Source organism: Marinifilum breve (genome assembly GCF_003202155.1).
Classification (GTDB): domain Bacteria; phylum Bacteroidota; class Bacteroidia; order Bacteroidales; family Marinifilaceae; genus Marinifilum; species Marinifilum breve.
Genome location: NZ_QFLI01000016.1, coordinates 14,058 through 39,529, shown reverse-complemented (window position 1 = coordinate 39,529; position 25,472 = coordinate 14,058). Strand labels below are relative to the sequence as shown.

Genomic DNA, 25,472 nt, shown 5'->3' with positions numbered 1-25,472 from the left:
TATGCAGAGCTTTTTATCTAATATAGATATCATATTTAGTTCTAATATTTCTTTAAACTTCCAAGGAATGAAATATCGCTGGTTACTTTAGGATCTCCTTTGTATTTTACTGAACCAATTCCCGAGATACTTACTCTTAATTCCTCCAATACATGAACTTTTCCGCTACCCACGCCGCTAATATCAATGGTTCCTTTTAGTGCTTTCATATTAATTGCATTTACACTACCTGCACCAGAAATGTCAATGTCAATTTCTTCTGACTTACCAGCAAGTTTTATGGTTGATGCACCACTATTATCGATACTTAAACTGTTTGCGCTTAATTCTAAATCGGCTGATGATGCGCCATTAATTTCAATTTCCAACTCGTCGAATCTTAAAACCTGATCGGATTTTAGTGATATTGCACCATTGGCTTTTATTTCACTTAAATGTTTAAAGCCAATATAAAGTTTTAACTCTGTCGATTTGTAAATGCTCTTTTCAGTAGTAATGTACAGAACATCACCTTTCATTTTACTGGTAATAACATCCAATAAATTTTCGTCGGCAACAACTTTTAAACTGTAATCATCGTCTTGCGATAAATAAATTGTAAAAGCTCCATTCACCTTTATGGTTTCAAAATTGCCAACTTCTCTTTGTTCCGATTTTACATTGCCATTTCCTTTAATACCATCGGCAAAAGTTGGTAATGCAGTGGCAACACTAATTAATAAAATTAAAATCGGTGAAATTATTTTTTTATATCCTTTCATAGCTCTAAGGTTTAGATTGTCATTCTTTGTAGTAAAGACGTTTATACAATATAAAGTGTTGCATCAAAATTATTTTCAAATGTTAAAGATGCGACGAATAGGGTGTAATATCAAAATAGACATGGAAAATAAAAGAATTGCTTCTACCTTGCAAGAAATTTAATTCAATATGTCAGGAATTTATTTTCATATCCCTTTTTGCAAACAGCTTTGCCACTATTGTGCTTTTCACAAAAGTATTTCGCTGCAATCTACTAATGATATGCTGGAATGCTTTAAAAAGGAGTTGGAATTAAGAAAGGATTATTTGGATCAAAAATCTGTTTCGACCATATATTTTGGTGGGGGAACACCTTCGGTATATCAACCAGATCAGATACAAATGCTAATTGATGAGTGTTCGAAATACTGGAACATTGATGCGGATGCTGAAATTACTCTCGAAGCCAATCCTGATGATTTAAAAAAGAAATATCTTGAGCAACTTCGAAATTCTTCGGTGAACCGATTGAGTGTGGGAATACAATCATTTCACGATGAAGATTTAATTTTAATGAACCGTCGACATACGGGCAAGGAAGCTTACGATACCATAAAAAGGGCACAGGATTTTGGTTTCGATAACATATCGGTAGACCAGATTTATGGAGTACCTGGTTTAAGTATGGAGAAATGGATAGAAAATCTTGATTTGGTTTATGATTTAGATATCCAGCATATCTCTTCCTATCATTTAATGTTTGATCCGAATACGGTTTTTTCTAAAAAATTGGAGAAAGGCCAATTAATAGAAGTAGAAGAAGAGGAGAGTTTTAATCAGTTTAAATATTTGATTGATTCGGCTCGCGAAAATGGTTTTACGCATTACGAGATCTCCAATTTTTGCAAAGAAGGATACATATCAAAACACAATTCGAGTTATTGGAAACAGAAACAATATCTTGGAATAGGACCATCGGCCCATTCTTACAACTTAAAAGAAAGAGAATGGAACATTGCACACAATTATAAGTACATGAAAGCCGTTCAAGAAGGAGGAGAATTTTCGGAGAAGGAAGATTTAAATTTCTTTGATCGATTTAATGATTTAATTCTTACCTCGCTTCGAACCTATTGGGGATTGGATTTGAGTTTGGTGAAAGAACAATTTGGAGATGATTTGTATCGACATTGTGAAAAAAAGGCAGCCAAATATATCCAATCAAAACACATCCGAAAGGAAAACAATGCTTTAATATTAAGCGATGAAGGTGTGTTTATTTCCAATGATATCATGTCTGATTTTTTCTATATAGAAGAAGATTAACGAACAAGTAAATGAAATATTTGAAGATAGCACTGATCGTATTTTTTGCACTAATTGTAAATCAGAATGTATTTGCACAAGCCGATACGGTTCAGGTATTAAGTCCAAAGCAATTTTTAAGGGTTGCCAAATTAAATCCGCAAGCCGTAGTAATTGATGTTCGATTAAAAAAGGATTTTAAAAAGGGACATATTGATGGTGCCATATTGGCTGAATCATCAGATAAATTGTATCATATCATCGATTCGTTGGGAGAGAGGAAGACCTATTTACTTTACTGTAAATATGGTGAGAGAAGTATAGCTGCAGGAAAAATGCTATTTGAAAAATATAAGATTAAGGTTTGTTCTTTGGAGGATGGATTGGATTATTGGAAAGAACTAAAACTGGAAATTGTGAAATAGCATTCGGATTTTTATCTACGTATGTTTTGTGATTTAACAATGCCTTTGGATTTTCGTCCGAGGCCATTGTATAGGTATGCAATGGGCGTGTATTTTCATCCGAGGCCATTGTATAAGTGTGCAATGGGTGTGTATTTTCATCTGAGCCCTATGTAAGTTGCATACATACCCCTTGGAATTTCGTCCGAGGCCATTGTATAAGTGTGCAATGGGTGTGTAATTTCATCCGAGCCCTATGTAAGTTGCATACATACCCCTCGGAATTTCGTCCGAACCCCCTATTTGTGAGCTAGAGCATTAGTAAAATGGGGAATTTGTGTAATAATAAATGGTTAAATTTTTTTGTATCAAAAAAGCAGACCCATTTGAGTCTGCTTCATTTATATTATTGTGAATTCTGATTACAAACCAGCTTCTCTCCAAGTCCAAGCTGAAATATCTACTTTTGCAGCATCTTTACCTGCATTTAAAGTGTACTTTCTTTCAGTAGAACCTGAAACCAATGTTACATCAGGATTAGCTCCGTTAATTTGAACATTGTTTACATTTTCGTTTTCAGAAGCTTCATCTTTCATATCCAAATCAACATCATAACCTTCAAGGTATAATCCTGTGATTGATCCACCTGATTGCTTTTTGAATTGAAGAGCTATACCACCAACTGTAGAGATAGCAGTAATGTTTTCGAATTGTGGATTGTTGTTTACTTTATCCCCTTCGAATACAGTTGAAAATCCTTCAATGGTGTGAGAAATGTAAGCGTTAGTTACTTTTCCGTTCCATCCTTCAGTCCAGTCTACTGAATCATCTTCGTTGTTTTCCAGGTACAAGTTGCTAGCCGAAACAGTTCCACCAAAGAACTCGATACCATCATCGGCACCATTAATTACAGCTACATTTTCGATAGTAGTTTCAGAACCTACTGCGTATAAAGAAACACCATTGTATTGCGACTCAGAGTTAATTTGAGCACCGGTTCCTTTAATTACAAGGTAGTTGATAGTACCTGAGTTATCATTATCAGTAGTACCACCGTAAATGAAACCACCAACTTCTGCTTCAGCATTTTCGCCAGCAGTTGTAGTAGCTTTACCACAAATGGTTAATCCACCCCAATCACCAGGGTTTGCATCAGCAGATGAAATCACAACTGGATTTTCAGCAGTACCGTTAATGTTGATTTTACCACCCATTAAAACAGCAATATAAACTTCTGTTCCTGCTGCATCAGCAGTAATTTTAGTACCTGCCGGAATGGTTAAAGTTGCACCATCACTAATAATGAAAGATCCTGTCAGTTTGTATTCTGTATCTGCTTTAAGCGTAGCTGAAGAAGAAAGTAGACCATTTAAAGTACCACCATCTACCAATGCATTTACACCATCAACAGGAGTAGCATCTGTCCAATCCCATCCACTAACATCAACAGTTGCAGCACCTGCATAACTTTTTAGACCGTCAGCTTCAACGCCTTCAATAATTACATTTGAAAGAGGACCATCATCTTTCATATCAAGAATAGTAGTATAACCAGTTAAAGATAATCCTGTAATGGTTGCACCTGATTGTTTTTTAAACTGTAAAGCAGTACCACCAACTGTAGAAACAGCAGTTAAGTTTTCAATTTTAGGATTTTTATTGTCTTTGTCAGCTTCAACCACTGTTGAGAAACCTTCGATAGTATGCTCAACGTATGCATTCTTAACGGTTCCATTCCAACCTTCAGTCCAATCGATAGCGTCATCTTCGTTGTTTTGTAAGAACAAGTTCTCAACAGAAACAGTTCCACCAAAGAACTCAACACCATCGTCAGAACCATTAATTACTGCAACATTTTTTACAGTAGTGGCAGAACCAACAGCATAGAAAGAAACACCATTGTATTGCGACTCAGAGTTAATTTGTGCACCAGTTCCTTTAATTACAAGGTAGTTGATAGAACCTGAGTTATCAGCATCATCAGATCCACCATATTTGAATCCACCAACTTCTGCATCAGCGTTAGCGCCAGCAGTAGTAGTAGCTTTACCACAAATGGTTAATCCACCCCAATCACCTGGGTTACCATTTGCAGATGACATTAAAACAGGATTAGAAGAAGTACCGTTGATGTTAATTTTACCACCCATTAATACTCCGATGTAAACATCGGTACCCCCGTTATCAGCAACAATTTGAGTTCCTGCAGGAATGGTTAAAGTTATTCCATCAGGTACGATTAATGCACCAGTTAGTCTATAGCTGGCAGCAGTTAAAGTTACACTTTCAGGAAGAGTTCCAGACAATGTGCCGTTTGCCAATGCTTCCAATACTGGATCAACAGGAATAATCGGATCATCGCTGTCAGAACAACTTGATAAAATTGGCATTGCCAAGATTAATAGACCTAAGATTTTAATAGTCAACTTTTTCATTTTAGTTTCAATTTTGGAATATAAAAGTTATTTAGTAATTACTTATTCAAATTAATTTTCAGACCTAAGCTTATGCTTATGCCTTTTTTATAAGATTTTACAATCTCGTCGGTAACCTCTCCAGATCCCAACTTTTTAATTTCTTGCGATTGTTCAATTTTCGGATTCAACAGGTTTTTACCTGTTAGTTTAAGAGAGAATCGGTCAGATAATTTTTTGCTTACTACCATATCAACAGTGATAAATCCTTTTTCAATGATTGCTTCGTTAAAGAGTGTTGCAGAATTTTGTTTGTCTTCTGGTGCACCTAGTGCATAAATCTTATCTGATGAATAGTTTCCTGTAAGTGCGGCTTTAAATTCCTTTTCTTTTTTATTTGAGAAACTTAAAGTACCGTTTAAGATAAGGTCCGAAGCTCCTTGTAGATCGGTTTTGGTTTTGTTATTGTATTGGAAATCCTCCAAAAGATCTTGTTCGAACCACATTTTTGTAGCGTTCAGAATCACATTTAATTCTGGCATTTCGGTAGTTTCAGCTTTAATTAAGGCAAATCTGGTTTCCAATTCGATACCATAAACGTCGGCCTGCTTACCTGTATTATCATATTTAAAGTTTCCTGAAGATCCTCTTGTTTGTGCAAGGTTAATTGGATCATTAATTTGCTTGTAGAAAGCAGAAGCTGATATCAATTGTTTTGCAGTTGGGAACATTTCCCATTTTAAGTCTACATTGTAGTTTTCAGAATTCTTTAAATCAGGATTACCTGCTATCACTCTACCGGTTGGAGTTACATATTCGAAAGGAGCCAACTCTTTAAACTCCGGAAGTGTAATGGTTTTACTTGCAGCCAAACGCAATGCACTCTTATCATTTAATTGGTATTTTAAATTAAACGAAGGTAGAAGGTAATTGTAGTCGTTTGATAGACTTCCAATTCTTGGTGTTCCTGTTTCACGGTTTATGTAATTGGCAACATCCCAATCTACTTCAATTTTATCTTGCTCGTAACGAACACCAACATTACCCGATAATTTTTTGTATTGGAATCCTGTATTTAAATATCCTGCATACACATTAAGTGTTGCATTATACAAGTCAGGTTTTCTATTTCTAATAATTAGTCTATTAACAGCATATAGATTTCCATTTACCAATGCTTCATTCAAATTATCAATTGAAGCTACTTGAACACCTTTTGCTCTTACACCAATAGATAGAGAATTAAAATCTCTTTCTTTATTTCTAAAATCACCGCCAAGGGTAAGTTTCAATTTTTGATCATCCTGATTAATGAATTGGTACTCGTTTTTTACATATCCATTGATCTCTTTATCATCAATATTTTGTTGAGATTTTCTTTGTTGGAAATCACCTACGTGAGCAAACTGTACCGTATTTTCATCCAAAATATTTACCTCGTTGCGAATTCTGTTTGGTTCCTCAGCTTTCACTGTATTGTACGCTGCAGCCCATTGTAATTTATTTTTCTCAGTCAATTTATGAGAACCAAGCAATTGATTAACCCATAAAGTAGTTTCTTTTAAATTCTGATCTCTTACAAAAGCTCCATCTTCCTGTGGATCCTGATCGAATACATATCCTTCGCCATTACGTCCCGACTCATACAACTCATCTTTTGTCTTTTTTACCCAAACAGAGTTAAAATTGATGTTATGATTTTCATTAAAATCATAGGCAAGGTTTAATAAACCTGTTGAACTGTATTCAGTAGTGAATTCTTCCGTATCGTTAAATGATTCATCCAATACATTCGAACGATATTTTTTAAAGATACCATCAGAATATTTCGATTCGTTCTCATGAGAAAGAGTAGCGAATATTGATAAATCTTTTTGGAACAACTTTACTTTCTTTCCTGCTAAAACAGAAAACTCGTAGCCAAGTGGGAAATCTCTTTTGGTAGTGTTCCAACTTTGGTTTCTAATTGCGTCAACCGTATTAAACGGGTGATCATAAAAACCCAGAGTAACATCATTGTTATTTTGAGTTGCTCTGAAATTGTCAAAAACTCCACTTTTTAAAACATTGGTGTTTGTTTTAGCCGATAGACCAATGCTAATTTTTTCACTTAAGGTTTTCGATACAATATCAACATTACCTGAAGTCAGATCTGCATATTTGTCTGCAGAAGCAGTTTTGTTGATTGTGATATTTTTGATGATATCAGTTGAGAATAAATTCAAATCGATATTCTTCTTGTCAACATCATCCGATGGAATAGGTAATCCATTCATGGTTGTTGAAAGGTATCTGTCACCCAATCCTCTTACATATACATCTCCAGATCCTTCGTTTTTGGTAACACCTGAAATTTTTGAGGCTGCAGCTGCTGCATCGGATACACCTTGGGTAGCCAATTCCTGAGCACCAATTGATTGTTTGATACCTACAGATTTTTTCTGATCGATCAAAAGAACAACTTCTGATTCTCTGTTTGCTTTGGCAACTACTTTAACATCTTCAAGTGCAACTGTTGATTCTCCCATTACAAAATCAACAACTGCTGAATTGCCTTCAGCTACATTTACATTTTCTTTTGAAGAGGTTTCGTAAGAAATAAAAGAACATTTTACTGTTACAGTTCCTATAGGAACATTAGGAATGGTATAATTACCATCAAAATCGGTTACTGTTCCTAATGTAGTTCCATCAACGAAAACCGAAGCTCCAATTAATGCTTCACCGGTTTTTCCATCCTTCACATTTCCTGTAATGCTTCCCTTCTGCGCATATAAACCAAATGAAGAAAGAGTTAGTAATAAAACTAATAATACTTGCTTTGTCATTTTTTTCCTTAATAAGTCAATACGATTTTTACTTTCAAATCACATTGCGATGTTAGGAATGATATATGAGCAGAATAATAAGGTGGTCTTAAATAAAAATTATAAAAATTGACTGTGGTGTTAATTTCAAGTTAATGTACCTGGAGTATGTTAAAGCTATGTAAATGATGGGTTAAAACTAAGGAGTCAAATAAAAAAAAGTTTTATTGTAACGATCAGTATTATAGTTGGTAACAGATATTAATTACGATAACATGAAGGAAAAATTACACAATTATTACAAACTGTAATTCTCAAAAAAAGTAGAATAAAATTGATTTTCCACATGCAATTTTTGACAAGTAAAATCTTCAAAAAACGAATCTGCTATTTTCTTCATTTAAAGTTGCTGAATACTTAAGGCGAAATTATTGAGGAAATGTTAAGATTTAATTAAGATTCAAGCTTCTGAAATACAATAAGATTAACGAAAAGTTAACCTATAATTCAGAAAATATCCTACTTTTATTTAAATATTTGCAACGCATGATAAAATGTGAAACGCAATGTTATTGACAGAACAAAATTCCTGGAAGTTGATATTTTCAGGTAATATAAATAAAGAAATGAAAATTATTTCATCAACAAAAGTTAGTGTTTTTGTTAGTTTACTGGCCGGCGGTTTAGTATTGGTATTTTGTACCATATGTATTTTGTTTCCAATTCAGCCAGGCTATATCATTTTATTTGGAGTACTTTCCATATGGATTATTTATAACCTGAGTAAGGTTTTGGTAAATCGATTTTTATATTCCAAAATTAGAATGTTATTCAAAACCATTCACGACACTCAGGTAATTGATAAGGAACTTGGCGATAAAGTTAAAAGTACCGACATTTTAGCGGAAGCAGAAAAAGAGGTAAGAGCATGGAGTGAGCAAAGAGGTTCTTTGGTGGCTCAGTTAAAAAAGCAAGAAAAGTTCAGAAAGGAATTCATTGGGAATGTATCTCATGAATTAAAAACACCTATTTTTAATATTCAAGGTTATATACTAACACTCCTCGATGGTGGTTTGGAAGATAAATCTATCAACAGAAATTATCTGGAAAGAACAGAAAAGAGTATCAATAGAATGATTACAATCGTTAAAGATTTGGAAGTCATTTCGAAATTGGAATCGGGAGAGTTAAAGTTAATGCATGAAAGATTCAATATTACAGATTTAATAAATGAAGTTTTAGAGATGCAAGAAATGCGAGCTCATAAGAATGGAATAAAGCTCAACTTTATTCAACGTGTTGATGCTCCTAAATTTGTATATGCAGATAAAAAAGAAATCTTTCAGGTTTTAAACAATTTAATAGTAAATTCGATCAAATACGGAAAAGATAAAGGTACCACTACAATTGAAGTGATGAGTATGGATAACAAAGCGCTCATTGAAGTAAGAGACAATGGTATCGGAATTGAATCGGATAATTTACCTCGTATTTTCGAGCGATTTTTTAGAGTAGATAAAAGTAGAGCACGAAATATGGGAGGATCGGGCTTAGGCCTTGCAATTGTTAAGCATATTATTGATGCTCACAATCAAAGTATAAATGTAAGTAGTACTTATGGCGAAGGTACTAGTTTTACTTTTTCTCTTGATAAATCAAAATAATAAGAACTAAACAACCAATACCAAATGGAAAGTAGTAATTACAAAATTTTATTGGTAGACGATGAGTCGGATATCCTGGAATTCCTAAGTTACAATCTTAAAAAGGAAGGTTTTCAGGTTTCAACTGCCGGTGATGGTAAAGAGGCAATTGAGAAAGCTAAAAAGTTGCATCCACATTTAATCATTTTAGATGTAATGATGCCGGAAATGGATGGAATCGAAACATGCGAAAAGATCAGATCATTGCCTGAATTTTCAGATGTACTGATTTCTTTCCTAACAGCAAGAGGAGAAGACTATTCTCAAATTGCTGGATTTGAAGCTGGAGCTGATGATTATATCAGTAAACCAATAAAGCCAAAAGTTTTTATTAGTCGTGTAAAAGCATTACTGAAAAGATCGGGAAGAGTTTCGGGTGAAGGAGGAAATGCAAGTAATGGATTAATAAGCATTGGTAATATTTCAATTGATCGTGAGAGATATTTAATTATCCAGGATGGAAAAGAATTCTCACTGCCTCGTAAAGAATTTGAATTGTTGATTTTGTTGGTATCTCGTCCACAAAAAGTTTTTACTCGCGATGAGATTTATTCTTCAATTTGGGGTGAAAAAATAATTGTTGGAGATAGAACCATTGATGTTCATATCAGAAAACTTCGTGAGAAAATTGGTGATGATTACATCCAAACGGTAAAAGGAGTTGGTTATAAATTTGTTGATGCAGCAAATTAAGCATATGCCAGGGTAGCAATACTTACTTTGCTACCTTTTGCTTCTAAAATTGCTTGTGCACAGGCTTCCAAAGTAGAGCCAGTTGTTACTACATCATCAATCAACAATATATGTTTGCCTTCAAATAGGTTGGTTTCATGAAGCTTGAATATGTTATCAACATTTTCCCAACGTTCCAATTTGGATTTTTTGGTTTGCGATTGGGTATGAACTGATCGGTAAAGGTTTGTAACATTTACTTCTAGTTTCATAATTTCCTTCATTCCATTGGCAATTACTTCTGCTTGATTGTATCCTCTTATTTTCTGTTTCTTTGGATGTAAAGGAACCGGAACAATCAGATCAACATCATCAAAAAACTTTGAATTTATTAATTGGTGAGCAAGCTGTTTTCCTAGTTCAATACCAATATCAGTTCTGTGATGATACTTTAACTTGTGAATTAATTTTTGGAATTTACTTCCTTTTGCAAAAGTAAAATAGGAAGAGGCATATTCTATTTTTACTCTTCCCCAGAATAGAATCGAAACAGGGTTGTTTTTTTGTAAATGAAAGTCAGTCTTTGGAATTTGGTACAGGCAGCGACTACAAATGGCAATCTCATTTTTAAATAAAACATTGCCACACGATTGACAAATATTGGGATAAAACAGATTGACAAAATCGTCCCATAGTCCAGATATCCTGCGATTTAACTGAGAAATCATCCTTTTGTAATATTATCTCAATAAAAAGTTAACCAACACTTAAGGTTTTGATAAGCTTCTTCTAATCAAGACTAAACCATACTACCTTATTTTTGTAGTGTTCTTCAATATGAATTAATTATTGAATCAGAAATCAAATTTGATTTCGATTAAAGATAAACAAATTAAGTTCATTATTGAGTGAAAAGTTTGAATAATAATTAGAGGATTTATTACTAAAACAAAAAAATTAGAAACAATGAAAAAGTTTGTTTTCCTTTTTATCGCATTACTTGTTGTTGGACTAGAAAGTCAGGCAATCAAAGTAGTTACACCTAATGGTGACAAAGAAATAGAAGCTGCAGAATTTGCAACAATTGAAACAACTAGTCTTTCAGGTGTAGTTTTGGATAACGAAACAGGTGAGGCTTTGGTTGGAGTAGCTATCCGTTTTGAAGGATCGAAAGAAACTGTGTATACCGATTTTGACGGTAACTTTAAAATTGACAATGTAGTTCCTGGAAAATACAATGTTTTGTCAAGCTACATCTCATACACAGATAATAAAATGAAAGAAGTAAACGTAAGCGGTAAAAACAATGTAATCCGCCTGGTACTTAAAAAGGACTAATTAAGAGTAAATGATAAAAAGACTTGGAGTAATCTTAGGCGTACTATTTTGCCTGATTGCGAATCACTCTTTTTCTCAGAGTATTGAAGAAATTGAGGGATTGTATTACACTACAAAAGGAGATTTATACACCGGAACATATACAGAGTTTTATGAGAGTGGTGTAAAAAGAATCGAAATGAATATTGAAGAAGGAAAGAGAAATGGAAAAATTACTCTTTACTTCGAAAACGAAAAAATTCAGGAAGTCAGATCCTACGTAAAAGGTTTAATGGATGGAACCTGGATCACCTGGAATGATAAATCAGTTAAAATTGCCGAAGCAAACTACAAAAAGAATAAAAAGCACGGCAAGTGGTACATTTGGGACGACAATGGCGTAAAACGCTATGAAATGGAGTATTACGAAGGAAAAAAAGTCGGAACATGGTCCATTTGGGATGCTGAAGGCAATTTAATTAAAGAACGGAAGTTTTAGTAAATTCAGATAATAGAAGTTCTCTTGAAAGTCGCTTAATTTTATTAGGCGGCTTTTTTTTGTTCATTCCTGTTTAATTCCGCTTGATACCAGATATAATTCTTAATAATTTTGAATAAGATTCGTTAATATTGCAGAACCATTAAGAATTTTGAGTTAAAAAGTATGAAATCATTCTCTGAAATAGGTAAAATATTAGTCGAGCAAATCAAAGAATTTGTTCCATATGTGATATCTGAATTCAGAGGATTTTTAAAAAGGAACAAATATGGTGTGATGGGTACTTTAGCCTTTCACATGATTCTTTTAATACTTCTGTTCTCCTTTAAACTTCACACCAAGAGGGAATTTCTAGAAGCTGAAATTTTCATTGATATCCCACAGGAAATAGTTGATCAAATATTGGAAGAGAAAGAAGAAGAGATTAAAAAAAAGATAGAAGAAAAAAATTCTGAAATAAACGAAAGTGTTGACAAACTTCTTCGATCAATTGCCGTAAACCAAGACGTTAAAAAATCAAATTCCGATCCTAAACAAAAGGTGGAGGATATGATTGATGAGATTAAGAAGAATTTGAATGAATATGGATCGGACGATGCGTCGGGTGGCGATGATGGTTTAAATGAATTTAAAAAAGACAGTTTAAGCATAGCCGAGGAGAGAGAAAAACAACGAGTTTTGGACTCACTGCAAAGTATAGAATATAGTGGTCCAAGTAGTGTTTACTATAGTCTTGAGGGACGTCATAAGATCTATTTACCCATTCCGGTTTTTAAGTGCGAGGGTGAAGGTAAAATTGTTGTAAAAATCGGTGTTAGCCGTAGTGGAAGAGTAGTTGAATCTAAAATAGTAAAAGATCAATGCAGTGTTCAGGACGACTGTTTGTTTGAAGCTGCTTTGGATGCAACCAATCGATCTAGATTCAATGTGAGTAATACAAGTCCACAAACTCAGATTGGTACAATTACCTACAACTTTGTAAAACAGTAAGTAACAACCGACATTTTTCTATTCATACTAATTCGGATTATGATTATTTACCGATATTACTTAAATTGGCATTCGTTTTTATCCTAAAGAATTAAAAAATATGGGCTTTTTTTTAGCATCAAAACTTCGTAAGGCATCAAATACTGTTGCTATCGAGAAAAAAAGAGATGAGCTTAGAAGTGATTTTGAAGAATTTGAACAATTTTCGAAATCGGATGAATTAAAGCAATTTAATGAACTTGAATTGTTGGTACTATCTGATGAATTCAAGAGAAATAAAAAAATGGTAGAAAGCAAATCCTTTAAAAGGAGTGAGCTTTACCAGGAAGAGAGAACTTTTAAAAAATATCAGCGATCAAAAAAGTTTAAAACCTACTTTAGATTAAAAGATTCTTCAGAATTATCTACTTTTAATTTGGTTGCAGAATCAAAAGATTTGGAGCGCTTTAAAGAATTGGAAGCGCTTATGAAATCGTCTAAACTGAATAAAAAGGAGGATGCTGAAGAAATTTCAGAATACAAACGACTAAAAAGCTCTGCTAGATTAAAAGAGTATTTTAAGTTTAAAAAATCCAGAGCATTAAGAATCTACAATGAGGTAGATAAATCATCCGATTTGCAGAAATATTATCAGCTTGAGGAAAGAATAAGCTCGGATGAATTTAAAGAAGAGAAAGCATTTCTTTTGGATAAAAAACGATTCGAAAAAACAGAGGATTATAAGAAGCTTCAAGAATATAATAGCTTAAAATCATCAGAGAAATTTGTAAAACATTTTAAGTTAAAATCTAAAAATCCATTTGAAGAAATAAAGAAATGGGAATTAACCTTCTCGGAAGAATTCGATGCCGGAAATTTAGATTCTAATAAATGGATTACCCGTTACTATTGGGGTGACAAATTAATGGCTAAAGGATATTCATTGGATTCAGACTTGCATACATTTACTGATGGTGAAAATGTTAAAATTTCAGGATCATCGGCTTGCCTGTTGGCGAAAAAAGAATCAAAAGAAGGATTGGTTTGGAATCCAAATTTAGGATTTGTACCTCAAAAGTTCGATTATACTTCAGCCATTATTAATACAGGAAACTCTTTCCGCCAAAAGTTTGGAAGATTCGAAGCTAAGATTAAATTAAAAAATCCTGCCCAGGTTCAGAATTCATTTTGGATGGTTGCAGAAAAAAGTTTACCACATATTGACATTTTTAAAACCTTTAATGGAGGAAAGATTATGAATGCCAATTTTTGGGGAAGCGAAAATTCTCTTCAAAAGAGTGAGTTCAAAGTAAAAGGAATTGATTTGAATAAAGGATATTTTATTTATACTCTTGATTGGAGTGCAAACGAATTGGTTTGGAAAATAAATGATGTGCCTGTTAAAACTCAAACAACAGGAGTTCCTCAAGATCCAATGTATTTGAATTTTAGTCTTGCGGTAAAAGAGGCAAGAAATGATTTGAATGCAGAAATGGAGATTGACTGGATACGATGTTATCAAAGAAAATAAATACCATAAAAAAAGTGCCGAAAGGCACTTTTTTTAGTTTAAGGATGTCCCTACATTGAACACACTAAAGTAATTGTCTATGGAATCAGCCAGTTGATCTTTTAAATCATCTAACTCTTGTTTTTCCATTTCATCTTCGTCCCAGTAGGTAAGAATGATGTTTAGATAATCCTTTATCTGTTCCGGAGAGGTTTCCAATCCCAAATCTTTTCGGAGCAAAACATTAAACTCGGCAAACCATAACAAAGCAATCTTGTGTTCGTGCACTGTTCCTTCAACAAAAGAACTTAGAGATTTAAATTCTAAAAACTTCCGAATGGTTAGTTCCGAAGCTAAATAGTACAGGCGCGTTCCAAGCTCCAAAAACTCTTTTTGAAGCCTTTTGAAGTTACTCTTGCTTTTTTTCTCGCACAAAATCTTCATAAAAAAAGCATTGATTCGAAGAAATTCTTCTCTCTTCTCATCAGAAGCAGGAAGTGAGTTTGTGGTTGATTCTTTCACTTCTGATTCAGCTTCTTCTACAGTTGAATTTGCAGCTGCATTTCTCTTTTCCTGAATTAAAAAGGAAATGATGAAAGCAAGGGCAGCTAAGATTAAAATTTGCAGTATTACCGAGATGATTTCCATGTTTTAAGGTTTAGTGAATATGATTAATTTGGTTGATTGGAAATAACAAACTCATTTTTAAAAATTTACGAATTATTATGTTTTTGCCCAAAATCAATATGGTTCATTTTATTTACCACCGGTTTTTGTGGATAAACAAATCATATTTAATGATGAAAAAATGATTTTAATTTTTAATAAATAATTGTATAAAATTGGTTAAATCAGCATGTTATCAATTATGATTTAAGATACATGAAGATAATAAATGCAAATGGAATATGACAAATGTTTTTTTAAACAAATTCATATTGTTTAAATAGAATTGATCTGAAAAAAAACATGATTATTAGGATAATAAAAAAAGCCGACATTTAGTCGGCTTTTCAATTATTGTTGAATATGTTTATTTCTTTGAGAAAAAATCGTAAACACGATGCTCAATTTGTGTCGAAAGTCGGAACATCACAGGTGCAATTATCAGAGTTAAGAAAGTTGCAACTGTTAGTCCAAATATTACCGTCCACGACATAGGGCCCCAAAAAGCAGTACTATCACTCCCAAATGAAAGATGTGGATTGAATTCACTTAACAAACTAAAGAAGTTAAAATTCATTCCTACTGCTAATGGAAATAATCCCAATACAGTTGTAATTGCAGTTAGCAAAACCGGACGTAAACGTGTTTTTCCTGCTTGTGCAATACAATCAATTTCTTCAGCAGAGCTTAAATATTTTCGGTCACTCATATCTGTAGACTTAATTTTTCTCTTGCGCAACAAATCGATGTAATCAACCAAAACAATACCATTATTTACTACAATACCAGCCAGAGAAATGATCCCGATACCAGTCATCAAAATAACGAAAGGCATTTGGAAAATTCCTAGTCCCAGGAATACACCAATTGTGCTGAAAAGTACAGTAATCATGATGATTAAAGGTTTAATGGCAGAGTTAAACTGAGAAACCAAAATCAATGTAATTAATGCTAATGCAATTAATAATGCCTGAGTTAAGAAAGCTTGTGTTTCTTCCTGCTCTTCCTGCTCTCCAGTTAGTTTGTGAGTATATCCTTTGGGCATATCTACATCGGCAAGTATTTCTCTAATTTCAGCATTGATTACATTGGCATTAAAACCTTCTTCTACATTCGAATAGATGGTAACCACACGAGTATTATCAATACGATTAATTCTCTCGTAAGTGGAACCATAGGTATAATTAGCTACTGCTGAAATAGGAATTTTAACCATTTGATTGTTCACAGGACTCATCACAGAAATTTTCTGATTCATCAGCGCTGGAACATCATATCTGTACTGGTCGTTTAATCGCAGCATAATATCATACTCATCTTCTCCATCTTTAAATTTAGAAACCTCTAAACCGTAAAGAGAATTTCGAAGTGCACGTGCCACTTGGTTGGTAGATAATCCAAAACGACGAACTTTATCTCGATCTATATTTATTAGCATTTCAGGTTTTCCCTGATCTAAATCAAGTTTTAGTTCTTCAACACCTTTGATACTTGCATCATCTAAAATTTGTTTTAGATGATTGGCTTCTACAAGTAACTTTTCGAAATCATCACCTGCTACCTCGATATTGATAGGATAACCCACTTCTGGTCCTTGGTGATCTTTTTCAACAAACACTTTTGCTCCAATAAATCCTTTAAACTTAGAAGTTAATTCCTTCATAATATTGGAAGTACTAACTCCTCCACGATCTTTGTACTCTACGAAAGTAATTGATGTAAGCGATTTGTTTGCGGAACGACTTGGTTCGAACATACCACCTTTCCCTGATCCTACATTAGTAGTTATCGAGCGAATAATATTTTGATATGGTTTTAAGGTTGCATCAATTATCTTTTCTACTTCTCTTGAAACCTCGTTTGATTTATGAATATCGGTTCCTAAAGGTAATTCCATTGTTACATAAACCGATTTTGGCTCGTTATCTGGAAAGAAAACAACCAATGGATTAGCTCCAAAATAAAATTTAATGGAGATAATCATTAATAGAAATGTACCAACAAAGAAAAGTAATGGGCGAAATCCTTTTAAAGCATATCGTAAAGTTCTTTCGTAACTGTTTTCAAGAATCACCAATAATCTTAGCTGGAACCAGCGAGCAAATGGTTTTAATACAGTAAGGTTAATTAGAGTTACCAAACCTACTGTTGCCAAAATATTTGCCATCACAAAAGTTTCCAATGTACCAGTAATCTTCATGATATAAAATGGAATGGAAGCAATAAGGAAAGAAGCTGAAATAATCACAAACTTCTTCTTATTCATTTTCTTACTTACATCATCTAATTTTACAAAAGTTGCAGTAAATACAGGATTCAAAATCAATGCTACAAATAATGATGAAGCCAAAACAATAATCAATGTTATAGGCAAATATTTCATAAACTCACCCATGATTCCTCCCCAAAGTAATAATGGGAAAAAGGCCGCAAGAGTAGTAGCTGTTGAAGAAATAATTGGACCTGCAATTTCACTAACTCCTTTTTTGGTAGCTTCCAGTTTTGAATAACCTTCTTCATGCAAGCGATAAACATTCTCCACGACAACAATGGCATTGTCAACCAACATTCCCAATGCTAAAATCAGTGAGAATAGAATCATTTGATTTACTGTGTAACCAATTTGATTCAACACAATAAAGGAAATAAACATCGACATCGGAATAGCTAAACCTGAGAAAAGAGCATTTCTTAATCCCATAAAAAGGTAAAGTACGATAATCACCAAAAGCATTCCCATAATAATGGAATTCTCCAGATCGTTCACCTGGCCTCTTACATCTTCGGAAGTATCGTTTGTTACTGTTACAATAAGGTCTTTGGGTAAATTTCCGTTTTGTTTTTCTTCTTTAATGATTTTATAAACCTGATCGGTAGCAGCTAAAAGGTTTTCACCCGTTTTTTTAGTTAGCGATAAAGAAACAACCGGATGGTTATCCAGTCGTGAAATAGATGAAAGTTCTTCATATCCATCAATAACCTCTGCAACATCTTTAAGATATACAACACGACCATTAGTTACTTTAACAATTGTGTTTTCAATCTGCTTCATGCTGGTATAGTCAGCACTAGTTCTAATACTTCTTCTAGTTTGGTCGGTAATTAATGTACCTGCACTTACAGTTACGTTTTCGTCGCTAACAGCTTTTTCGATATCTTGAAAAGAAACTCCGTTAGCTTCCATTTTGTGCAAATCTGCATTAATTTTAATTTCTCTTTCATCGATACCTTTAATATCCGCTTCCGAAATTTCCGGAACAGCTTCGAATCGATCTTCCAATTCTTCCGCAAACTCTTTCAAGTCATCTAAACCAAAATCTCCCGAAAGGTTAACATTCAAAATTGGAAAATCAGCAATATCCAAATCTTCTACAATCGGGTCGGTATCCAAATCGTCAGGCAATTCACTTTTCGATTTATCAACCTTATCTTTAGTATCCTGAAGTGCTTGTTTTACTTCAATATCAGTGTTGAATTCAACTACAATCACACTCATATCTTCGTAAGAAGCCGACTGAATTTTCTTTACATTTTTAAGAGCCTTTAACTCTTTTTCGATGGGTCTTGTTATTAAATTTTCAATATCAATTGGTGAGTTTCCTGGATAAGGAGTCTGCACCATGATTTTTGGAATAACCACCTCAGGAAAATATTCCCTAGGCATACTTTGGTACGAAAACCAACCAAAGAACACCAAAATAAAAGTAAGAATGAAAATAGAATTCTTATTCTTTAAGGCACCAAATGTTGGTTTAAACTGCCTCTGATTTTCCTCAGAGATGTTTGTATCTTTTATATTGTCCATTCTTTATTCGATTATTTGATGCTAATCAGCGTTCCGTTAACAACTTGTGAGAAACCTTCGGTAATAATTTTATCGCCTACCTTAAGTCCGGAATCTACCATTGATTTGTTGTTATATACTTTAGCGACATTAACATAGGTTTTTCTAGCAATGTTTTTATTACCTTCTTTTTTAGCCAAATAAAGGTAGGTTCCCTGGAAATCTTTCTTGATAATTATTGAAGGAACAACAATTGTATTTTCAACTTCGTAATCCTTAATTTTAACCTCCGAAATTAAGTTCGGTTTAATTAAATGATTGTAATTATTTAAGTTGATTCGAACTTTAAAACTGCGATTGGCCGGATTAATAACATTCGATGTACGATAAATAGGAGCTTCTACTCTATAGTCGATTGCAGGAAAATACAATTCGGTATTTTCACCAGCTTTAATAAAGTTCAAATAACTCTCCGACACATCTCCTTCGATATATACTTTATCGATATTAACCAATTGAGCAAACGGAGTAGTTGGACTTGCAAGTTCTCCTTTTTTCTGATGAATTTCATCGATAATACCATTAAAAGGAGCTCTAATAATTGCCAAATCTTTCTGAGCTTCTAAAGCTTCTAAATTACTTTCTAAGGCTTCCTTTTTTGCTTTTGCTTCCAAATATTCAACTTCCGATCCAATTTTCTGATTCCAAAGTCTTTCTTGTCTTTCAAAGAGAATGTTTGAAAGTTCTAAATTTGTTTTTACCTCGTCGATACTTCTTTGAATTTGAGCAGTATTTAATATTCCAATTACATCACCCTTTTTTACCTTTTGCCCTTCAACAACATCAATAGAAATAATATTTCCACTGGTTTCTGGTGTAATGGTAATGTTTTTATCGGCTTCAACATTCCCTGTTACTGTGATATAATGTTCGAATTTAGAAGCTTCTATTTTTTTAGCTTTAACGTTAATAGCTTCCTCTACAAGATTTTCATTCTTAATTTCAATCTCCAAAGCTGAGATTTTTTTTCTCAAAACCTTCAACTCTTTTTTATATTTTTTAAGTTGTTCAGGCTTGCTCAATTCTTTGTCTGCATCTTTTGCAGAGCATGCGAATAATAATGGGATAATACCTGCTATAATAAACTTTTTCATCTATTTATGGTTTTTGTAGGATGTTTCTTAATTATAATTTACCAAGAGCCTTATCAAATGCAATTTTTGTACTCAGCAATGCAAGCGTTGAATTAATGTAATTCGAATGTGCATCCAGGTATTGCTTTTCATTTTCCGATAATTCCGTACTAGTTGAAATTCCTTCGTTAAATTTGATAATGGTCTTGTCGTATATTCTTTTTGCGATACTTACAGCTTCCAGATTGTTTTCATAGGTTTCCTGTGCATTAAGTAAATTCGAAAATGATAAGCTTAAATCTTTTTTTAGATTTTGCTCTGTACTGGCCATATCATTTTCAATCTTCATGTACTCGATTCTTTGCTGTTTTACTTTTGATCTTCTTTTACCAGCTGAAAAAATCGGCATACTTAAACGTAAACCTAATACTGAAGACTTAAACCATGGAACTTCTGATTTAAATACATTTCGGAAATCTGTACTTGTGTTTTTTCCGTAATTGTAAAAAGCAGATATGGTTGGTAAATATTGAGCTTGCTCATTTCGAATTAGTAATTTTTGAGATTTTAATTGTGTTTCCAAAATTCGGTAATCAATGTGAGCGGCAAAATCATAACTGCTTACTTCAGGAGTTGTTGAACGAATTGGATCCACAAGCTTATCAAGACTGTTGCTTAATTCGATTTTCTTTTCAATATCCATTCCCATAGTGTACTTAAGAACAGTTAATGAAGTAGAAATGGCTCTTTTTGCATCAGACAATTGGGTTTTGTTTCGATTCAGATTCAATTTGATCTGATCTACATCCAACTCTTCTCGAAAACCATTTTCCCAATAAGCTTTGGTTTCATTTAGCAGCTTTTGGTTGATGGCCAAATTCTCTTTTACGGTTTTGTAATTGTCTTCGGAAACCAAAACAGCATAGTAAGCCTGAGCAACAGCATCTTTAATTTCAATTTCAGTTTTCTCTTTTTGGTTTTTTGAAAGTTGCACAAAAACTTTAGCGGCCATTGTTCCAACAATATACGATCCGTCAAATATTTTCTGATTCACACTAATTGTAGCGCTACTTCCATATTGTTGACCAAACTTAACAGGAGTATAACTTCCTGGTTCTCCGCCAAAAAACTCAGCTGGTAATAAAGACACAGCTACGTCTAAATTATTACTATAGTCTGCCGAAAAATCTACTTGTGGTAATCCATCGGCAATAGTTTCCCATACCTTTTTTCTGGCTACCTGTAGGTCATAATCGGTCCCCTTTACCGAATATGAGTTTTCCAAAGCATATTCCTGTGCTTCGGCAAGAGTGAAATTTACTTTGTCTTCAGTTTGGGCTTGTGTGGGATAACTGAACACAAGAAAAATCACTACAAATGATAGTAGGATGTTTTTCATTATTTCTGATCTATTAAAAATTGTTTTTAAAGTATTCTATTCCTTTTTCGGTGCATACTCCGTGTAAATGGTATGTACCGAGTTCTTTATGGTATTCTATATTTTCAATGTCTTCTTTTTCGAGAATTACATTATCTGCCTCTACCATATTCAGGTAAAAACGTGCCATGGTTTTGCTGATAAACTCAATATTTACTTCCGGACGGAACAAGCCTTCGTTAATTCCTTGTTGTAAGTTTTGAGCTAGCTCGCTCTGAAATGTGGTTAGCTTTATCAAATGGAACCTATGCCATAGCTTTGGATAATATTTCCTTAAATCGTAACGCATAGATTCACACGAATTAGAAATCTGGCCTACCACAAACTTATAAAACTCAATGTATTGATCTATGGCGTTTAGATGACTAACTTCCTCTGATTGGAATGAAAAACGCGGGTGATTAATCTGCCATTCAATAGCTTGCTCTACCAAATCGGTTTTATTACTAAAGTGTTGATAAATGGTTTTTTTCGAAATGCCAAGTTTAGCAGCAATATCGTCCATTGTTACACTTTTGATTCCAAATTGAAAGAATAACTCCCAACACACTTCAATTATATCTTCCTTCTGATTCTTCATTTTGCAAATATAATCACATAACACTATGGAAACTATAAAAGTTCTGAAAGTTTCCTGTGTTTAAAGTTAAATTTTGTTAACATACAGTATTTCAGCAATTGAGATTTATTTATGCACTATAAAAATAGAGTTTGAAGAATGCCTAATTACCATTAATTAGGTAACCATTTCATTTTTATCGGTAAATGGCATAAATGAAACGGTTTTAACATTTGCACAAAATTCGTTCGGTTTTTATAATAAAATGCAGAATTTTACGCTTACTATTTAAAGCTATAACCAATGAGAAAGTTAATTTGTTTGTCAGTAATATGTTTTTGCTGCGTATTTGTATCAAAAGCACAATCACCTGTTCCTGGAAAAAGAGTTGATTATTATAGCTCGTGGACTGATAGAGGAGCGAAGGTGGTTCCAATGGGAGAAATACATTTAAGTGCTTTGGCAAAAAGTAGGTATGGTAATTATCCTAAGACAGAATTGAATACGGAATTGTTACTTTTTCCATTGGCACCCAATATTGGATTCAAACACCAATGGCTGGGTAAGAATACCATTCTATCAAGTCAGCATACATTCTATTATCCAACTTTGGGATTAAAATGGGCAAAAAGTTCGGGGTTTAAGGATCAAATTCCCGAAACTGCCGATGTTCCGCATATATTCACATTTAGAAATGAATTGATATTGAGCCGAATACTCAATCCGCAACCTGAAGATTGTTTTATTCGCATACCCGATTTGGTACTAACAGCTCGTGTTGGTTTCGACTTTTCCTTGAAGGCTGGCGATGATAATTTTCCAAAATTGGATTACTATTTCTTGTATCAACGATCGGGTTCTTACTACGATGATCAGAAAGTATACTTTGCAGGTTTAGAGTTGGTGGGAAATGTTTACAGGAATTTTAACTTTTCAATTTCGGCCGACTATTATAATATCGATTTTGGAGGAGAATATGCAATAGAGAGTCAAGGGAAAATACATTGGCATAAGAACAGTAAGTTTTCAGTATCGGGAGGATACAAAACTTACTATTTAAATAATGATGCAAAAACACAATTGTTCTTAATGCCTGTAGTTGATTTGGTATTCAAATTAAATCATCGCACAAAATTGCAAAGAGGATTGTTTAAAAAATAAGCCGATCTAAACAGATCGGCTTTCTTTTTATTCGCGATACAAATTTGTATACAAATATCGTTTAATATTTCGCTTAGGAGTTTTCTTAAATTCTTCAGGAAACAGGATGATTCTCGAAACTTTCATGTAAGAAGGTAAAGATTTGTTAATAATCTGCTTGTCCTTATCTAATGCTTGCTGAATTTCCTCTTTATTCAATCCCTCTGCATCACAAGCTTCGTAATCCGGATAGATTAAAGCAATTAATTTGTGATCCTTATCATCGGTAACTATCGATTCCTGAACAAATGGCATATTATTTAATGCCGCTTCAATTTCTTCCGGGTAAATGTTTTGGCCCGATGGTCCTAAAAGCATGTTTTTACTTCTACCACGTATATATATTGTATCGTCGGCATCAATAATTCCCAAATCACCGGTGCGTAACCAACCATCTTCGGTCATGGCTTCGGCAGTAGCTTCAGGATTTTTGTAGTATCCTTTCATTACATTATCACCTTTCACCTGAATTTCGCCAACCACCTTATACGGATCTTCCGATTCGATTCGTACCTGCATACGATCAACCACCTCACCACACGAGTGCGATCTGAATTTTTGTGTAGGACTGTAACTAATTAGCGGACCACACTCTGTCATTCCATATCCAACAGTAAAAGGAAATTCTATTTTCTTCAAGAAATCTTCAACTTCTTTGTTTAAAGCAGCACCACCAATAATGACCTCAATAAACTTACCTCCAAATGTTTCAATCAACGAGGTTCTTATTTTTTTATAGATTTTCTTCTCCAGCAATGGAATTTTAAGCATCAGTTTTACCCTGCGGCTTTCCAATACTGGCAGAATTCTTTTCTTGTAGATTTTTTCCATAATCAGGGGAACCAAACAAATCAGCTTAGGTTGAACATCCTGAAAAGCTTTGGTAATAATTTGTGGAGTAGGAACACGCGATAAAAATACCACATGACATCCGCAGCAAAATTCGGTTAAGAATTCGAACAAACAACCAAATACATGGGCCAATGGTAGGAATGAAACTACTTTATCTTGTGGATTCAGATCGATATGATCGAAACCAATTTTTACGTTTGAATACAAACTTTTGTAAGGCAACATTACACCTTTCGAGAATCCCGAAGTACCGGAGGTATAGGAAAGAACTGCAATATCATCTTCTTTAGGATCGGCAAAGTTTAATTTATCCTTGCTTGCCTCCACTTCCTTCGATTTTTTATTTGCTTTTTCTATTGCCTTATTCAGCTTATCGCATGATGAGCAAAGAGGTTCAAACTCTCCAAGAGAAATGATCCCCATTAGCTTTTTCATTTTGTCATCATCAATTTTATTGAAAATGTTCTCGGTAGCAAAAAGCAATTTCGATTCTGAATGAGTAACAATATGGTGAATATCACTAGAATTAAAATCAGGCAGAATAGGAACAATTACCGCACCATAAGTAATGGTACCCAAATAGGTAACTGCCCAGTTGTTTAGGTTGCGACCAATAACTGCAACTTTATCACCTTTTTTAATTCCCAGTTCTTTAAACAGAAAGTGCATCCACTGAATTCGCTGGGCTACTTCCTGAAATGTAATTGTGTCTTTTTGGTAGTTTGTAAAAGCTGGGTGTTCCCAGTTTTTCTGAATCGTTTCCTGAATGGAATTGACTAACTTGTTTTGAATCATTGATTTACTTTGATTGATGCAAGATCTAAAGATAGTAATCTTGCAAAAAAATCATAAACCCCAAATATGTTATTTTATAATCTTGGATATAATGTTCCAGAAAATCAATTATTTATGAAATAGTAAAAAATCTGGAAAAAAATATTTATTAGCGCATTAAAGGGCTTATATACTAATTGATGACTTTAGTAATGATTCATTTTTTCGTAGGCAACTTCTTAAAGCTAGTATTTTGCAAATCTTTCTTTACTCTTGTACTAGGTCGGAACGCCATCTTTACCCCTTTAACATTGTGGCGACTAACTTTCTCTGGAGATTCTGACCCCTCAGCATTAATATGCAATGAGAATGTACCCAAATCACCTAGTTCAACAGAACAATTATCTTTTAAATAATGCGGAATTAAGCTGGTAAATGCTTCCAAAACTCCAATTACATCAATGGTACTAAAGGTTGACATTTGAGAAATATCCTCAGCCAAATCTCTTAAATCCTTTTTGGCTCTTTTGGTAATTCTTGGATAATAAGGTTTACAATCTTCTTCCTTTTTGCTAGGAGGAACTATTTTTACCACTTTGTATTCAACACTCATACAGTATCTTTACTTTAAAATGAACTTAGGTTTTAATTAAAACTACCTTAAGTTATCAAAATTTGAGCATGGTAAAAAATAATTATTAACATGATAAAAATATATTATGACC

The 25,472-nt window shown here is 33.6% G+C and carries 20 protein-coding genes; 9 read left to right on the top strand and 11 right to left on the bottom strand.

Going from position 1 to position 25,472, the window contains the following annotated elements; genetic code table 11:
- Positions 1–41: 41 nt before the first annotated feature.
- Complete coding sequence (locus DF185_RS22495; protein ID WP_110363941.1) at positions 42–761, bottom strand: head GIN domain-containing protein; 720 nt, start codon at positions 759–761, stop codon at positions 42–44.
- A 169-nt stretch (positions 762–930) separates the two neighbouring features.
- Here DF185_RS22495 and hemW point away from each other — a divergent pair, with 169 nt between their 5' ends.
- Both hemW and DF185_RS22485 read left to right on the top strand, forming a co-directional pair.
- Entirely contained in the window at positions 931–2,067 is a 1,137-nt protein-coding gene (hemW, locus tag DF185_RS22490) for a radical SAM family heme chaperone HemW (RefSeq protein ID WP_110363939.1), read from the top strand.
- Between the two features lie 11 nt (positions 2,068–2,078).
- Entirely contained in the window at positions 2,079–2,471 is a 393-nt protein-coding gene (locus DF185_RS22485; RefSeq protein ID WP_110363937.1) for a rhodanese-like domain-containing protein, read from the top strand.
- 401 nt (positions 2,472–2,872) lie between these two features.
- On the opposite strand, the gene DF185_RS22480 is transcribed toward DF185_RS22485, so the two are convergent.
- Both DF185_RS22480 and DF185_RS22475 read right to left on the bottom strand, forming a co-directional pair.
- The gene (locus DF185_RS22480) at positions 2,873–4,885 is read right to left on the bottom strand and encodes a beta-helix domain-containing protein (protein ID WP_110363935.1); all 2,013 of its coding nucleotides are present in this window, start codon (positions 4,883–4,885) and stop codon (positions 2,873–2,875) included.
- Between the two features lie 38 nt (positions 4,886–4,923).
- The gene (locus DF185_RS22475) at positions 4,924–7,692 is read right to left on the bottom strand and encodes a TonB-dependent receptor (RefSeq protein ID WP_110363933.1); all 2,769 of its coding nucleotides are present in this window, start codon (positions 7,690–7,692) and stop codon (positions 4,924–4,926) included.
- A gap of 545 nt (positions 7,693–8,237) precedes the next feature.
- Here DF185_RS22475 and DF185_RS22470 point away from each other — a divergent pair.
- The gene (locus tag DF185_RS22470; RefSeq protein ID WP_243421817.1) at positions 8,238–9,335 is read left to right on the top strand and encodes a sensor histidine kinase; all 1,098 of its coding nucleotides are present in this window, start codon (positions 8,238–8,240) and stop codon (positions 9,333–9,335) included.
- A 24-nt stretch (positions 9,336–9,359) separates the two neighbouring features.
- Entirely contained in the window at positions 9,360–10,067 is a 708-nt protein-coding gene (locus DF185_RS22465) for a response regulator transcription factor (RefSeq protein WP_110363931.1), read from the top strand.
- On the opposite strand, the gene DF185_RS22460 is transcribed toward DF185_RS22465, so the two are convergent.
- On the bottom strand, positions 10,064–10,774 hold the full coding sequence (locus DF185_RS22460; RefSeq protein WP_110363929.1) for a ComF family protein: 711 nt from the start codon (positions 10,772–10,774) through the stop codon (positions 10,064–10,066). The genes DF185_RS22465 and DF185_RS22460 overlap by 4 nt on opposite strands.
- A 238-nt stretch (positions 10,775–11,012) precedes the next feature.
- Between DF185_RS22460 and DF185_RS22455 the strand changes: the two genes are divergently transcribed.
- The 4 genes from DF185_RS22455 (at position 11,013) to DF185_RS22440 (ending at position 14,362) form a co-directional block, all read left to right on the top strand.
- Positions 11,013–11,384, top strand: a complete 372-nt coding sequence (locus tag DF185_RS22455) for a carboxypeptidase-like regulatory domain-containing protein (protein WP_110363927.1) — start codon at positions 11,013–11,015, stop codon at positions 11,382–11,384.
- A 10-nt stretch (positions 11,385–11,394) separates the two neighbouring features.
- Complete coding sequence (locus tag DF185_RS22450) at positions 11,395–11,862, top strand: toxin-antitoxin system YwqK family antitoxin (RefSeq protein ID WP_110363925.1); 468 nt, start codon at positions 11,395–11,397, stop codon at positions 11,860–11,862.
- Positions 11,863–12,027: 165 nt separating this feature from the next.
- Positions 12,028–12,852 carry an energy transducer TonB gene (locus DF185_RS22445; protein WP_110363923.1) on the top strand — a complete coding sequence of 275 codons (825 nt, stop codon included), beginning with the start codon at positions 12,028–12,030 and terminating at the stop codon, positions 12,850–12,852.
- Between the two features lie 100 nt (positions 12,853–12,952).
- Positions 12,953–14,362, top strand: coding sequence for a glycoside hydrolase family 16 protein (locus DF185_RS22440; protein ID WP_110363921.1), 1,410 nt, complete (start codon positions 12,953–12,955; stop codon positions 14,360–14,362).
- Positions 14,363–14,395: 33 nt separating this feature from the next.
- Here the strand turns inward: DF185_RS22440 and DF185_RS22435 are convergent, their stop codons facing one another.
- The 5 genes from DF185_RS22435 to DF185_RS22415 all read right to left on the bottom strand — a co-directional run bounded on the left by DF185_RS22435 (position 14,396) and on the right by DF185_RS22415 (position 21,942).
- Positions 14,396–14,989: a hypothetical protein gene (locus tag DF185_RS22435; protein ID WP_110363919.1), complete on the bottom strand. Its 594-nt coding sequence runs from the start codon at positions 14,987–14,989 to the stop codon at positions 14,396–14,398.
- Positions 14,990–15,374: 385 nt separating this feature from the next.
- Positions 15,375–18,812 carry an efflux RND transporter permease subunit gene (locus DF185_RS22430; RefSeq protein ID WP_110363918.1) on the bottom strand — a complete coding sequence of 1,146 codons (3,438 nt, stop codon included), beginning with the start codon at positions 18,810–18,812 and terminating at the stop codon, positions 15,375–15,377.
- An 11-nt stretch (positions 18,813–18,823) separates the two neighbouring features.
- Positions 18,824–19,945, bottom strand: coding sequence for an efflux RND transporter periplasmic adaptor subunit (locus tag DF185_RS22425; protein ID WP_110363917.1), 1,122 nt, complete (start codon positions 19,943–19,945; stop codon positions 18,824–18,826).
- 31 nt (positions 19,946–19,976) lie between these two features.
- The gene (locus tag DF185_RS22420) at positions 19,977–21,323 is read right to left on the bottom strand and encodes a TolC family protein (protein ID WP_110363915.1); all 1,347 of its coding nucleotides are present in this window, start codon (positions 21,321–21,323) and stop codon (positions 19,977–19,979) included.
- Positions 21,324–21,336: 13 nt separating this feature from the next.
- Positions 21,337–21,942: a TetR/AcrR family transcriptional regulator gene (locus tag DF185_RS22415; protein ID WP_110363913.1), complete on the bottom strand. Its 606-nt coding sequence runs from the start codon at positions 21,940–21,942 to the stop codon at positions 21,337–21,339.
- A 282-nt stretch (positions 21,943–22,224) separates the two neighbouring features.
- On the opposite strand from DF185_RS22415, the gene DF185_RS22410 reads away from it, so the two are divergent.
- On the top strand, positions 22,225–23,082 hold the full coding sequence (locus tag DF185_RS22410) for a hypothetical protein (RefSeq protein ID WP_110363911.1): 858 nt from the start codon (positions 22,225–22,227) through the stop codon (positions 23,080–23,082).
- Positions 23,083–23,109: 27 nt separating this feature from the next.
- On the opposite strand, the gene DF185_RS22405 is transcribed toward DF185_RS22410, so the two are convergent.
- Both DF185_RS22405 and DF185_RS22400 read right to left on the bottom strand, forming a co-directional pair.
- Positions 23,110–24,768 (bottom strand): AMP-binding protein, encoded by a 1,659-nt coding sequence (locus DF185_RS22405; RefSeq protein WP_110363909.1) that lies wholly within the window; start codon positions 24,766–24,768, stop codon positions 23,110–23,112.
- A 196-nt stretch (positions 24,769–24,964) separates the two neighbouring features.
- Positions 24,965–25,360: an HU family DNA-binding protein gene (locus tag DF185_RS22400; protein WP_110363907.1), complete on the bottom strand. Its 396-nt coding sequence runs from the start codon at positions 25,358–25,360 to the stop codon at positions 24,965–24,967.
- Between the last annotated feature and the right edge of the window lie 112 nt (positions 25,361–25,472).

Coding starts and splice junctions, on each gene's coding strand:
- DF185_RS22415 (WP_110363913.1), bottom strand. CDS start 21,942: ATGAAGAATCAGAAGGAAGATATAATTGAAGTGTGTTGGGAGTTATTC.
- DF185_RS22495 (WP_110363941.1), bottom strand. CDS start 761: ATGAAAGGATATAAAAAAATAATTTCACCGATTTTAATTTTATTAATT.
- DF185_RS22485 (WP_110363937.1), top strand. CDS start 2,079: ATGAAATATTTGAAGATAGCACTGATCGTATTTTTTGCACTAATTGTA.
- DF185_RS22455 (WP_110363927.1), top strand. CDS start 11,013: ATGAAAAAGTTTGTTTTCCTTTTTATCGCATTACTTGTTGTTGGACTA.
- DF185_RS22445 (WP_110363923.1), top strand. CDS start 12,028: ATGAAATCATTCTCTGAAATAGGTAAAATATTAGTCGAGCAAATCAAA.
- DF185_RS22410 (WP_110363911.1), top strand. CDS start 22,225: ATGAGAAAGTTAATTTGTTTGTCAGTAATATGTTTTTGCTGCGTATTT.
- DF185_RS22450 (WP_110363925.1), top strand. CDS start 11,395: ATGATAAAAAGACTTGGAGTAATCTTAGGCGTACTATTTTGCCTGATT.
- DF185_RS22480 (WP_110363935.1), bottom strand. CDS start 4,885: ATGAAAAAGTTGACTATTAAAATCTTAGGTCTATTAATCTTGGCAATG.
- DF185_RS22475 (WP_110363933.1), bottom strand. CDS start 7,692: ATGACAAAGCAAGTATTATTAGTTTTATTACTAACTCTTTCTTCATTT.
- DF185_RS22420 (WP_110363915.1), bottom strand. CDS start 21,323: ATGAAAAACATCCTACTATCATTTGTAGTGATTTTTCTTGTGTTCAGT.
- DF185_RS22400 (WP_110363907.1), bottom strand. CDS start 25,360: ATGAGTGTTGAATACAAAGTGGTAAAAATAGTTCCTCCTAGCAAAAAG.
- DF185_RS22430 (WP_110363918.1), bottom strand. CDS start 18,812: ATGGACAATATAAAAGATACAAACATCTCTGAGGAAAATCAGAGGCAG.
- DF185_RS22440 (WP_110363921.1), top strand. CDS start 12,953: ATGGGCTTTTTTTTAGCATCAAAACTTCGTAAGGCATCAAATACTGTT.
- DF185_RS22460 (WP_110363929.1), bottom strand. CDS start 10,774: ATGATTTCTCAGTTAAATCGCAGGATATCTGGACTATGGGACGATTTT.
- DF185_RS22405 (WP_110363909.1), bottom strand. CDS start 24,768: ATGATTCAAAACAAGTTAGTCAATTCCATTCAGGAAACGATTCAGAAA.
- hemW (WP_110363939.1), top strand. CDS start 931: ATGTCAGGAATTTATTTTCATATCCCTTTTTGCAAACAGCTTTGCCAC.
- DF185_RS22470 (WP_243421817.1), top strand. CDS start 8,238: ATGTTATTGACAGAACAAAATTCCTGGAAGTTGATATTTTCAGGTAAT.
- DF185_RS22435 (WP_110363919.1), bottom strand. CDS start 14,989: ATGGAAATCATCTCGGTAATACTGCAAATTTTAATCTTAGCTGCCCTT.
- DF185_RS22465 (WP_110363931.1), top strand. CDS start 9,360: ATGGAAAGTAGTAATTACAAAATTTTATTGGTAGACGATGAGTCGGAT.
- DF185_RS22425 (WP_110363917.1), bottom strand. CDS start 19,945: ATGAAAAAGTTTATTATAGCAGGTATTATCCCATTATTATTCGCATGC.